The 12,501-nt window shown below is 58.7% G+C and carries 14 protein-coding genes; 4 read left to right on the forward strand and 10 right to left on the reverse strand.

Going from position 1 to position 12,501, the window contains the following annotated elements:
* Positions 1-78 precede the first annotated feature (78 nt).
* From ACQKP4_RS21915 to ACQKP4_RS21930, 4 genes are all read left to right on the forward strand, one after another.
* Entirely contained in the window at positions 79-423 is a 345-nt protein-coding gene (locus ACQKP4_RS21915) for a hypothetical protein (protein ID WP_427635691.1), read from the forward strand.
* Between the two features lie 28 nt (positions 424-451).
* Complete coding sequence (locus tag ACQKP4_RS21920) at positions 452-1,144, forward strand: SOS response-associated peptidase (RefSeq protein WP_427635692.1); 693 nt, start codon at positions 452-454, stop codon at positions 1,142-1,144.
* 129 nt (positions 1,145-1,273) lie between these two features.
* Complete coding sequence (locus ACQKP4_RS21925; RefSeq protein WP_427635693.1) at positions 1,274-2,671, forward strand: S-type pyocin domain-containing protein; 1,398 nt, start codon at positions 1,274-1,276, stop codon at positions 2,669-2,671.
* A gap of 7 nt (positions 2,672-2,678) precedes the next feature.
* Positions 2,679-2,951: a bacteriocin immunity protein gene (locus ACQKP4_RS21930; protein ID WP_427635694.1), complete on the forward strand. Its 273-nt coding sequence runs from the start codon at positions 2,679-2,681 to the stop codon at positions 2,949-2,951.
* A 746-nt stretch (positions 2,952-3,697) separates the two neighbouring features.
* Here ACQKP4_RS21930 and ACQKP4_RS21935 read toward each other — a convergent pair.
* From ACQKP4_RS21935 to ACQKP4_RS21980, 10 genes are all read right to left on the reverse strand, one after another.
* Complete coding sequence (locus ACQKP4_RS21935; protein ID WP_427635695.1) at positions 3,698-4,492, reverse strand: DNA adenine methylase; 795 nt, start codon at positions 4,490-4,492, stop codon at positions 3,698-3,700.
* Between the two features lie 150 nt (positions 4,493-4,642).
* A complete protein-coding gene (locus ACQKP4_RS21940) occupies positions 4,643-5,185 on the reverse strand; it encodes a lysis protein (RefSeq protein WP_427635696.1) in 543 nt (180 codons plus the stop codon).
* Positions 5,167-5,730, reverse strand: coding sequence for a glycoside hydrolase family 19 protein (locus ACQKP4_RS21945; protein WP_427635697.1), 564 nt, complete (start codon positions 5,728-5,730; stop codon positions 5,167-5,169). The genes ACQKP4_RS21940 and ACQKP4_RS21945 overlap by 19 nt, the downstream gene beginning before the upstream one ends.
* Before the next feature lie 56 nt (positions 5,731-5,786).
* A complete protein-coding gene (locus ACQKP4_RS21950) occupies positions 5,787-6,833 on the reverse strand; it encodes a phage late control D family protein (protein ID WP_427635698.1) in 1,047 nt (348 codons plus the stop codon).
* Positions 6,834-6,931: 98 nt separating this feature from the next.
* Positions 6,932-7,138, reverse strand: a complete 207-nt coding sequence (locus ACQKP4_RS21955; RefSeq protein ID WP_427635699.1) for a tail protein X — start codon at positions 7,136-7,138, stop codon at positions 6,932-6,934.
* Positions 7,113-7,958: a phage tail protein gene (locus ACQKP4_RS21960; RefSeq protein ID WP_427635700.1), complete on the reverse strand. Its 846-nt coding sequence runs from the start codon at positions 7,956-7,958 to the stop codon at positions 7,113-7,115. Before ACQKP4_RS21960 ends, ACQKP4_RS21955 begins: the two co-directional genes overlap by 26 nt.
* 12 nt (positions 7,959-7,970) lie before the next feature.
* A complete protein-coding gene (locus ACQKP4_RS21965; protein ID WP_427635701.1) occupies positions 7,971-10,676 on the reverse strand; it encodes a phage tail tape measure protein in 2,706 nt (901 codons plus the stop codon).
* A gap of 148 nt (positions 10,677-10,824) precedes the next feature.
* A complete protein-coding gene (locus tag ACQKP4_RS21970; RefSeq protein WP_427635702.1) occupies positions 10,825-11,145 on the reverse strand; it encodes a phage tail assembly protein in 321 nt (106 codons plus the stop codon).
* A 13-nt stretch (positions 11,146-11,158) separates the two neighbouring features.
* Positions 11,159-11,662, reverse strand: a complete 504-nt coding sequence (locus ACQKP4_RS21975; protein ID WP_427635703.1) for a phage major tail tube protein — start codon at positions 11,660-11,662, stop codon at positions 11,159-11,161.
* Positions 11,663-11,674: 12 nt separating this feature from the next.
* The coding region (locus ACQKP4_RS21980; RefSeq protein WP_427635704.1) for a phage tail sheath family protein at positions 11,675-12,501 on the reverse strand (827 nt) is incomplete at its 5' end.

Raw genomic sequence — 12,501 nt, forward strand, 5'->3', positions numbered from 1 at the left:
CTGTTCGTCGCTTCCACCTAGGCGTAATACATCCGCCTCGGATACTGTATATAGATACAGCGTCAATAAGGTGCGATCGTGGACCCTCTCGAAATTCAAGATACGTCGGACTGGCTCGGCTGCCCGACCGAACTGGAAACCATCACCCATTACAAGCTGATGCTGGAAAACGAAGTCCAAGAGCTGAATCTACAACTGCGTACCGCTCGGGAGAATATCTTCGGCCTTGTGAGAATGTACGACGAGGCATCGGCGCAACGCGATGAAGCAATGAGCAATCTCCGGGAGCGGGCCGGACAACTCGCACACGTTCGCAAGGAACTGTACGACCTTGGCATAACAGCGCGAGGCTACAAGCGGGAAGTCGAACGGCTTCGCGGGCTACTAGACGGCCTAACCCCAGGTCCAAAAACGATCATCTAAGCTCAGTATTTAACCTGAGGACGCGACCATGTGCGGACGACTTTCGCAGTACGACGGCATCCACGACTTCGTTGCGGCGCTGAGCATGCCCAATGCACTGGTCAATAACACCGGCGATCAACCCTTCGCGAGCTACAACGCCGCACCGACCGCTCAGCTCGCGATCTTCCACCAGGAAGGCCAATACCTGCACGCCGACATGGTGCGGTGGGGCTGGCGGCCGCACTGGGCCAAGGACCGCGCCGCGCCGATCAATGCTCGAGTAGAGAAAGTCGCCCACGGCCCATTCTTCCGCGCGATCTGGCCGCACCGGGCAATCATTGCGATCAACAACTGGTTCGAATGGGTCGATGAAGGCGGGCCGAAGAAACAGCCCTATCTCATTCGCCGGAAAGACCGCGCACCGATCCTGTGTGCCGCGATTGGCCAGTACCCCAACGCAGAGCACCCGCCAGGCGAGCACGACGGCTTCGTGATCATCACCGCTGATAGCGCAGGTGGCATGGTCGACATCCATGACAGACGCCCAGTGACGTTGTCGCCGGAACTGGCTCGCGAATGGCTTGACCCAGGCACGCCGAAAGAACACGCCGAGCAAATGGTGTTGCTCCAGGGCGAGCCAACCGAGGCGTTCGAGTGGTTCAAGGTTGATCGAGCAGTGGGCAACGTCCGCAATCATGGACCGGAGTTGATAAATCCAATAAGCGACCTGCGTGTCTGACGCCACCAGGCAATCAGCGCTGGATCATATTCTCCGAATGTTCAGGGCATGTTTAGGATATGTCCTACATTCATTCCTGCCCACATGAAGTAACGTCGCGCCCACTCGTTTCAGGAGACAGGGACGCTCATGGCTGGCAACAAGGACATACCACGGGTTAAGAACCCACCGTCAGGTGACGGGCATCACGTCACCTATCGATTCATGACTGCCACCGAATTGGCAGAACGGGACGCATTACAAAAATCCTACGACGACATGCTGGCCCGACAGCAGTCCTATGAAGATCAGCGCGCGAGCCAACCCAAGACCGCCACGCAATCAACAGCGGGCTGTGTCTTCACCAAGAACTGCAATCTGCCAGACGGGATAATTGACTACACCGATCCGTCAGGCTTTATCCCCACCAGTGCCGTCAGTGAATACGGTAATTTCACGATATTGGGCGGGCGTGACACTGACGCCGGGGGAAATACCCAACTCAAGAAGATCAGCGGCAGTGCGTTGCCCACCGCCTTAGGTTCCATGGCCATTGGCGGGATGTCCATGGCCTCCGCCGCTGCCTCCTGCGGAGGCCTTTGTACGGCGGGGGCAGCGATAGCAGGGACTGGAGCTGGTACAACAAGCGTTGCCAGTGGCGCCGGCGCCGCTGCGGCCGGCGTTGGTGCTGGTTTCTTGATAGGCATAGTTGCATTGCTGTGGCCCTCTAACCTAGCTGATGGCAGCCTGTACACCGACCAGCAGCTGCAATCACTCAAGCAAGGACGAACCCGCGTTCGATTACACGTCGAGCAACAAGCCGATGGGACCCTGAGGGGTTACGGCTACAACACTCAGAAACGCCGCGAGTGGGAAATGATCCCTGTGGTCCAATTCGAGATTCAGGACTCTCATCAAGTGGCAGATTTTGGTGATGGCGTCACGCTGATATGGACGCCCGCCGTTGACCCGTCCAGCACAACAGGCATCCCCCCGCTTGAGGGAGCACCACAATCCCCGCAAATCTGGATTTATCCGCCGAGCGAACAGGCTGATAATATCATTGTCAATCCAATCTACCCGCCAGAGTACAAAGATTTCATCCTCGTGTTCCCGGCCGACTCGGGAGTGCAGCCGCTTTACATTGTGATGAACGTCCGAAAGACACCTGGCACCGCCACCGGCCAAGGTGCAGACATCGCGGGTATATGGTTGATTGGGGCGAGTTCAGGGATGGGGGTTCCCATTCCAACAGAAGTGGCTGATGCGCTAAGAGGACGTGACTTCAAGAGCTTCGACTCATTCCGATCTGCCCTCTGGGAAGCCGTCTCGGCATCTGGGGTGGCTGATCAATTCGTCTCTCAGAACGTCGACCGTATGAGAACAGGCAGGGCTCCGAGAGTGAGAAAAGCAGACCGGGCCGGGGCTAGACTGTCCTACGAGCTGCACCACCTGGACAAGGTTTCAGAGGGCGGCGGCGTTTATGACGTTGACAACCTGCGGGTCAACACGCCAAAAAACCACATTGATATTCATCGGAACGAATAGACCAACCATGACAGATAACCTCGCGAAAAATAGCATCACGGAGTACACCGAAGCAGAGTTCATGGGGCTGCTGGCCGAACTCGCGAAAGAGGACGCTCAGGCGAAGACAGATGACCGAGCCGATTTGCTGCTGCTGCATTTCGAGAAAATCAGCCAGCATCCCGCAGGGTCTGACTTGATCTACTACCCGGAACCAGGCGCGGACAACTCCCCAGCCGGTGTTACAAAGACTGTGAAGGATTGGCGCATCGCACAAGGCCTGCCAGGCTTTAAAGGGTGAGAATCAACCTGGTCTAGGACCTGCCCAATGCATCAAACCATTGGGCGCTACCCCGTCAACGAAACACTAAAGCCGAACTAAACCCAATAGCTTGCGAGCCCGCTACCTTTCCGCCATCTCGCCAAGAATTATTATCTTATTATCTTATTATCTTATTATCTTATTATCTTATTATCTTATTATCTTATTATCTTATTATCTTATTATCTTATTATCTTATTATCCGCAAAACACCTCCCTTTTCACCTTTGCAATTGAACACCTTGTTGTTTAGTTGTTTTGTTGTTTCGTCACTTTATTGTTTCGTCACTTTGTCACTTTGTCACTTTGTCACTTTTGTCACTTTGTCACTTTGTCACTTTGTCACTTTTTTCAACTATGTCACTTTTTCACTCTGGTGCTTTGGTGCTTTGGTGCTTCAGCGCCTTCGTAGCTACGCACCTATTACTTACGCACTTACGCACTTACGTACTCAACCATCCCCCGCACAGATGAGCACTCGACAACACGACCGCACCCAAAAAACATTTCAAAAAAACTCGCAGTTATTTGACACACTTATTCACTAGGCGGTATGTTCTCACTCGTCAGCCCCACATATAAGAACACGCCACCTCAACAATTGAGGCGACGTACACCTACGAGTGAAAAACATGACCGGACCACTGTTATTGATAGCCTACATTGAGACAATTCGTTTTCTAAATACGTTGATTACCTTGCTCGCCAGTTTGCAGCTTTGGTAATCAGAACAGCCCACCTAATGCCGCCGGCTCCCAATTCATGATCACTAATTCGCCACTGACGTCGGCCTTTCCCTGCCGCTGGTTAGTCGTGGTGTAGCGAATGTCCAAGGTCTCGAAATGAAAGCCCTCGAATACACGGCGGATATCCAGATGATCGTTGATGCTGACCATCACCTTGCCTTTGCAGCGGCGCATGAAGTCGGCCATCCGTTCGTAGTTCTCGAACGGAAAGTCGACCCCGTACCCGGCGGTCTGCCAGTAAGGTGGGTCCATGTAATGAAAGGTGTGTGCTCGGTCGTAGCGTTCAGCGCATTCAAGCCAGGGAAGGTGTTCGACGTAGGTGCCAGACAGACGCTGCCAAGCGGCCGAGAGGTTTTCCTCGATCCGCAACAGATTGATGGCCGGTGCAGTCGTCGCCGTGCCGAACGTCTGACAGGAGACCCTGCCGGCGAAGGCATGGTGCTGCAGGTAGAAGAAACGGGCGGCGCGCTGGATGTCGGTGAGGGTTTCGGGGCGGGTCATTTTCTGCCATTCGAACACCTGGCGCGAACTCAGCGCCCATTTGAACTGGCGCACGAATTCTTCCAAGTGGTTCTGCACGACGCGGTACAGCGTGACCAGGTCGCCGTTGATGTCATTAAGGACTTCAATCGGCGCGGCCTGGGGTCGCATGAAGTACAACGCGGCACCGCCGGCAAAGACTTCAACGTAGCATTCGTGAGGCGGAAAAAGCGGAATGAGGCGGTCGGCCAGGCGGCGTTTGCCGCCCATCCAAGGGATGATGGGTGTAGACATTGAGAGCAAGACCTTTACTGTATGAATGAACAGGTGCTAGGCTCGCCGCGCTTCGTGCACGGAGTAAGAGCCTTGGCTGGACTTGCAGGGACAATCTGCAGGGACGGCGGTCGAGTTGGATGTTGACGCATCCAGCCCGGCCGCTCTTTTTCACTTCGGTGTTGATATTTCTTTGGCGTACGCCTGACAGGCCGCCAATGCGATCAGTCCTTGGTCGCCGGCATCGGTGATGCCGATAATTCTTTGAGCATGCGCTGGGTCAAGTTGGGCTCTTGTGGGGCCATGAACCACGCCGCTGGTTGAGGGATTGGCTGACACTGCGCCACCGCTGGCGGACGGGGTGGTGTCGAGTAGGACTGACAGGCGCAGATCAGCAGTGGCAAGACGGTCACGCAGGCGACCTTGATCACGTTGGGCATCGCTCAAGACTCGGTAATGGGTTTGCTCACTGGCGGACAGCCGTTGCTCCAGCACCAGGCGTTTGTCCTGCTCGGCCTGTTGCAGGGTCGCCGCCGCTAACATCTGTCGGTTGAGGGCTTCCGTCTGCAGCCGGGCTTGTTGCTCAAGTCGCAGACTGTAGCGCCAGTCCTGAACCTGCCAGGCCAGCGCGGCAGATCCACCGGCCAAAGCACTCAGCAGCAAGCCGATGGCCAGCAGTCGATACGGCGCTGGGATCAGGTCGACGAGACGCATAACACCGCCCTCGCCCGGCCCCATAACTCCAGCCGATCCTGTAGGCCGTTGAGGCCGCCGTTGATCTTGCGGGTTATCGCCTCGAATTCATCCTTGTCTGCCAGAGCGTTCAGCTCACGCACCCACCAAAACCAGGCAGCCGACTCGGCGGCCCATTGCGGCAGCTCCAGCATTTCAGGCGTGCGCAGAAGGCGCTCATCATCAAACAGCGCCAAGCTGCAACGCAGATAATTGTTGTGACCGGTGATTTGGATCAGACCGCGACCGCGATAGCGCTGGCCATCACCGTCCGCTTCCGGCGTGTTACCCAGATTCGCGGCCAGGTTGCCGGTGTCGTATTTGCTCAGGTACTGATTGCCGCCCAGCTCACGGACATACTGCAGTTGACCGGACTCATGCCCGACCTGGGCGAGAAATACCGCTTGGCGTTTCGGTGTGTTGATCTGACGATGGGCCATCGCCGTATTGAGGGCCGATACATAAACGCCCGCTTGGCGGCGGGCGTTCGGCATGATGCGTTGCAGTTGTTGCTCGGTAACAGACATACAAACTCCAGGCATAAAAAAACCGCACATAGCGGCCGGGATGCGCAGTTGCGCGGTTACAGGGTCACGACTTTGAGCGGCTTCGCCTCCTTCTTCGGTTTCTTGCCTTTGGCCTTGGCTTTGCCGGTTTTGCCGCCGTTGCATTCAACGGTGGTCGACCAGCCGGCTTGGGTATACAACTGCTCGACCGAGTCGATCAGGTATTCACCATCAAGACCGACCTTGAATCCCTGGGCAATGATCGAGCGCTCGGCAAACAGATCCGTGCGGCCTTCCATTTCAAGGCGCACGCCGGCGCTCGATCGGTTGAACGCGGCCAACCGAGCCTTGGCGGCGGACTCGGCAGCGGTTTTGTTGTGGTAGATATGGCGATCGGTATGCACCGCCGGCAGGCCATCCGGCAGGTCGTCATTGTCCAAGGCCACGACCACCAGCTTTCCGGTCTTCTTGTCTTGATGTTTGGCCCCGACCGTTTTGTGCGTGTTGCGATCGTCGAGGTTGAATTGCCAGCGGCTCACGTCTCTGCGCGTCAGGGTGATCGCACCGAAAGTTTTGCCGCTGGCCGTCTGCCCGCCTTGACGCGGCATCACCAGCAAACTGCCGTCCGCGACCTTGGCCGTGCAGTCGTATTGCTTAGCCAGGCGCGTGATGAAATTGAAGTCGGATTCGCCGAGCTGGTCCGCCCGGGCGACCTTCGTCGACACCGGACACACCGCCGCCCAACCGTTACGCGCGGCGATGTCGCCGACGATCTTCGACAGCGGCACATCCTCCCAACTCCCGCTCCGAATGGTCTTGCCACTGCCGCGCATGTCGCTGGCCTTGCCCTTGATCACGATGGTATCCGGCGAACCGGACACCGAAACCCCATCGACCACGTAACGCCCCAAGCGAGCCAGCCCCGTCTCGGCATAGCCCAAGTAGACCTCGATCCCGACGCCGCGCCGGGGCAGCGTCACTTGCCCGTCACGGTCATCAATGCGCAGCTCGAACGTGTCCGAATCCATGCCAGGCTTGTCGGTGGTACTGAGCTGGATCAGCCGATCATTGATCAAGCCGGTGATATCGGCGCCGTCGGCCACGATGCGAAACATGGGGGTCATGGATTTTTTCCAAAAGAAAGCCCGCACAAAGCGGGCTTAGGGCGGGAATGGTTCGTTACGCGTAACGCGATGATTCGCCGGCGACACGCCGGACGGCGTCAGTCCCACAAGGTCACTTGCTCTTGCGCAGGCGCCGGCAGATTCGGCAACACGATCACCACACCGTCGCGGTACGGTTGCGGCTCATCGGCCAACCCCTGATTGACATCAAGGACCGCCTCTACGCTACCGTTGAGGTGGCCATAGAAGTTATGGCAGATGGTGTCCAGCAGATCCCCGTTAGACGTTCTGCATGTCGTCGCCATAGCGCACAAACTCCAGAGTGAAGCCCTGTTTACGGGGGATACCGCCCTGCATCAGCGAGCTTTGTTCTTCCTCGACGCTTTTCAGGCACCAGGTGCCGAGCGCGTCGCCATAACCCGTGGTCAACGTCAGCGGCTTGAGCTGGGCGCCGAGCGTGCGCAACGTGTCGAGCTGCTTAAGACCACCCTTGAAGCCCGGGAAAATCGCGCCCTTGAGCGTGATTTTTTCGTCGCCCATACCGACGCATTGCTGGGCTGGACGCCGCGACAGGCGCTCTTGAGAAGCCCAGCGGAATTCAGTCGAGCGACGCAGCTCATCAAAGGCCGCCGTGTCGAGGTTGAAGAAATACGGCTGTGCCTTGGGGTCTTCCGGCTGGATGATCAGCAGATGCGGAAACGGCTTGACCGCCTCCGGCGCCGGCGTCTGATCCGTGGCGAAAGCGCCCGTGGGCACGATGTTGGCCAACGACGGACTGACCTTGCCGGCGATCTTGTTGATCGCCGTCGCCGCCTTGCTCGCCTGTTCCTTGAGCACCCCCATACGCTCGTCAATTTGCGACAGCGCGCGGGTGGCCGTGCCGTACATGGCCACCACCTGCCCGACCTTCGCCTGCGCCGCATTGACCCCGCGCATGACCCGTTGCAATTTGGCACCGACCGCCGGACCGACAAAGGGCAAGCACTCCAGCTCGGACGCGGCGCCGGTGATTTCGCCGATCGCGCCATTCACCGGTCCCAGCATGCCGTCTAGGCTGCGCCGCCCGGTTTCCCCGGCCGAGGCCAGGTATTTCAACCCCGACTGTAACTGTTCCAATGCAGGCATATGCCCTCCTGATTAAACGTGCGGCGCGTCATAGAGCTGACTGCTCCCCATCTGCTTGGCCATGTCGCGATAGTGCTGATCGAGCAATGGCTTGAGCTGGCCGTACAACTGCGCCGCGTCCTTGACGTCACCGTTGACCGTCAGCGAAAACGGCGCCTGAATCGCCACATTCGATTCGACTTTGGGCGCCACCGGGGCCACCGCCATGGGCTTGACCAGCGCCCCGGCCGCCGCGTCCGCGCTGGCCGGGGGCAACATCATGGCTTTCGCCGCCTCACCCGGTTGCGGCGCAGGATCTTCCAGCCCCGAACGAATCACCTTTGGCCGGCGTAGTTCGGAGCCCGGGAAACGTACCTTGTTGGCAAAGTGCGGCAGCAGCATGGCGTCCTTCGAATTGAGGTCGCGCGGGTCATACGACACCGGCGGCGCCGATGGCATGACCGGTGCCGCCGCTTGCGTGGCGGCGACACTGGACCCCAACCCTGTACCTTTGCCGGGATTGGCCAGCATCAACGGGCCGGTAGTCGACGGGGCAAAGGACTGGGCAATCCCGCCCAGCACCGGCGGGATGTCCTTGCCGGCATTGGCCATCATCAACGGACCGGCGGCCGGCATCCGCTTCAGGTCGTCAGGCGTGCCAAACATCGACTTACCGACGACACTGCCCAGGGCATCACCGCCCATGCTGCCGAGATAACCGCCAATCAAACCGCCGACAATGGTGCCAATCACCGGCACCGCGGAACCGATTGCCGCGCCCGCCGCCGCCCCGGCCAGCGTACCCGCCAGACCACCGGCAGCCGCGCCGTACCCTTCGGCTTTTTCTTCTTGCGTCACCGCGCTGTCGTAGGTGTCTTTGGCTTTCATACCGGCTTCAACGACCGCGAAAATCGCCGGTCCCTTTACGCCTGTCGCCACGGTTTTGCCGATACCACTGACCGCACGCCCGACCGAACCGGCGGCGCCGGCCGTGCTGCCCAACTTGCCGGCTTTACCGCCACGGCGGCCCTTCTTGTCACGCTTACCGTCGCTGTCCAGATCGCCAGCATCCAGACCGCCACCCCCGCCGCCACCGCCTCCGACCACGATCACCTTTTGCGGAATGTTCGGATTGCCCATCAGTGAACCGCGACCGATGTTCAGCAATCCCTTGGCGATCTTGAACGTGCTCATTGCGCTCTGAAAGGCGATCACCGCCGCCACAGCCGCGCCGATGCCCGTCACCACCTTGGGCGACTCATCCGACAGTTTGCTCAACCCCTGGGCGACGTAGGTGATGCCATCCGCCACCTTGTCCGTGACCGGCCGGAACGCGTCGCCGATCGCGCGCATGGCGTCATCCATGCCCTGGGCCATTTCCGACCATTTTTGCGCCGACGACTGCCGGCGTTCCTCCAGGTTCTTGTCCAAGATCCCGGTGGCACTGGCCGAATCCTTTTTCAGACTGGCGTACAGTTCCTTGTTCTGCATGAACGCCGTCAGCGCGCCCTTGACCTGCATGTCAGCGAACAGGTCACCGGTGCGCAAGGCCTTCTCCAGCGATTCGAGCATGGCCTTGGCTTTTTCCGGGTCCGCTTCCTTGCTGATCTTCGCCGTGGCCTCGGCCATGGCGGCGGCCTTCTTCGGATCGGTGGCCGCGATGTATTTTTGGGCCAGATCAAAGCTGGATTCCAAAGTGGACTTGCCATTCTGCAGGCCGGTATTCATCGACGCCTGATAGTCAATCCCGGCCTTTTTATAGGCGTCGACCGTATCCCCGGAGCCGATTTTTTCCATCCAGTTTTTGAGGTTGTTGGCCGCTTCATCCGAGCCGCCGGCGGTCTTCATTTGCACCTGAAGCATGGCGCCCAGTTGCGTCACCGAATCCATGCCGGTGATACCGAGTTTGCCCATACCGGCCAGCAATTCAGGAAACCAACGCGCCATGTCGGCCGCTTCAAAACTACCCGCCTGCCCTTGATAGGCGATCGCCTCCAGGGCCTTTTGCATCATGGCCGGGTCGGTGATCTTGGCGTTCTGCCCCAGGGCGTTGATCATGCGCGCCGTTTCGCCGCCGTCCGAACCCTGCCCCACGGCAAACTTGGCGGCGGTCGGGGCATAAGCCAGCGCCTTGTCCAGCTCCATGCCGGCACCTACCAGGGCGTTGACCACCTCGGCCACCTGATTACGCGCCATCCCCGTGTCACGCGAAGTGTCGATGATCTTTTTCGACATCTGCGCTTCTTTGGGGTCATTGGCAATGTTCGACTTGATCGCAATGTCGCGAATGATTGCGCCAAATTCTGCGCTGACCTTGGTCGGTATCGCCATCGCCGCCGTGGCGGCCACCGCTTGACCGACACTGCTTCTGAGATTCTGTTTGCCTTCGTCGAGTTGCTGGTGACCTTTGGCTTTCAGCTCGGCCTTTTGCGCCACGCGTCCCATCGCCGTATAGGCTTTGGTCAGGTTGCGAACTTCAACGCCTTCTTTTTTCAGGCTGTTAAGATTGTTCTCCAGCTGCTTTTGCAGCGCCGAAGCGCCTTTCTCGCCCGCCATGTGCGCCCGACGCCATTCATCGCGCAGGCGCATGGTGTCGCCAATGGTCTTTTCCAGCACCCGGGCTTTTTTGCCTTCCGCCTCCAGGCGCTTGATGCGACTGGTGACATCCTTGAACGCCGAGCCCACGGTGGAGCTGACGGCCCCACCAATGACCAGGCCGAGCGCGAGTTTATTCGCCATGTGCGTGCCCTATACGTCGAAGGGTTCAATGGCGGCTCAATCCGTGAGCCACCACAGCATCTGATCAAAGGGCAGGCCCTCAATCTCGGCAGCGGAAAATCCTGTTTCCTTTGCCAAGCGTTGGGCCGTCGCCCTGAGCGTGACGGCGTTAAACGTCGTCTTCGTCGACCAGGCGAAAATAGCCCGCCGAAAGGCGCTGGTAGTCCTTGTATTTCAGGGACAACAGATCCGGCTCTGAGAGCCCGGTCAGGCTGCTAAACAATGACAGTTCCTGTTTTTCATAATCACCATTGCCGGCGATCTTGGACGCGCGCCAGTCCTTGACGCTCGGCGCCCGTATGGTCACCGCATCGGTCAATACGCCGCTGATCAGGGTCGGATATCGAAGCGTCACGATCACGCTCTCGTCGCTCACTTTCAGCCACTTCGGCAAGGTTGGATCGGTGGTTTCTTGGGTTACTTGAGTCATGTTCGTTTAGTCCTTAGAGGCCGACGGCCGAGCGTTCTGCGGCCAGTTGATCGACACCATCGATCACCTGAATCATGTTGAGCGGGTCGATTTCGTACATCACCCGACCATCGATTTCGAGCTTGTAATAAACGGCCTTGATCGCGTGTTTGATTTCCGCCTTGTCGCCCGGCTTCCAGTCGCCCATATCGACCTCTTTGATACCGCCGCGCAGGGTGACGACCACCGGCGTCACCGCGCCTTTCAGGCCCCGGAAGGCACCCCGAAAAACGATGCTGCAAGCGGTCTGGTCGGCCAGCCCGAAGTACTTCAGCGACTCACGGCGCACGCCGTTGGTGGTAAACGCCGCTTCCAGCTTTTCCAGACCCATGGCCATCTCGATCGGGGCGGACATGCCGCCGCCCTGATAGTCATCGGTCTTTTGGGTCAGCTTGGGCAGCGACAGTGTTGGCACGTCGCCGGCAAAACTCACACCGTCGACAAAGGCGTTCATGTTGGAGAGAACTTGAGGAATCATTGCGCAGGCCCCTTAGGCGGTTTCAAGAACTTCGGTCAGCCATTCGTTGGTGACTTCAATGAGGAAATTCGGGTTTTCTGCCGGCGGCACGTCGGTAAACCGGATGCGCCAGTAAATTTTGCCCTGCTCGATTTGGCTGGCCGTGTTCTTTTCCTTGTCCGCGTAGACTTCGAAGTTGATCACCGCGCCGGCGTTTTTCTGGTCGCGCATAAACGCCTGAAGACCCTCGGTCACGTCCTGCACATAAGTTTTGGTGATCGAGCGATCGACTGCCCATTTGTGCCCCGCCTGGATCGCATCCATCAGGATGTCGCAGGTCCGCACGCGGGTGACGAACGACCATTTCGGATCGCTGGACAACGTGCGGTTGCCCCACAGGCGATAACCGCCGTCACGCAGAATCGTGGAGACGTTCGCGTTATTCAGCAGGTTGGCCCGGCAGGTTTCGTCGCCGTCCAGGTATTCGATCGGGCGCGTGGTGCCAGTGATACCGACAAACTCCTTGTTCGACGGTGACGCCCAGTAACCGTAATTCGCATCGGTCCAGGCAAAAAGCCCAGCGACCCACGCCGAGGCCGGCGCATCGACCGTGGCACTGGTGACGGTGTCCCAGTACTTGACGCCAGGGTCGACCATATAAATGCGCTTGCTGCCGAACTCCAGGGCGTAGGCCATCACCGCCTCATCGGTGGTGTTCGGGCCGTCGATGATGGCGATCGCCCGCAACTTGCCGGCCAAAGCATCCATGGCGGTGGCCACCGCCTGGGTCGCCGAATGCCCTGGGGCGATTAGCAGTTTGGGTTGGGCGTTGTGTTTGCTCTTGCCGTCCAGCAGCGCTT

The organism is Pseudomonas sp. NPDC086278, from assembly GCF_050280905.1.
GTDB lineage: Bacteria > Pseudomonadota > Gammaproteobacteria > Pseudomonadales > Pseudomonadaceae > Aquipseudomonas.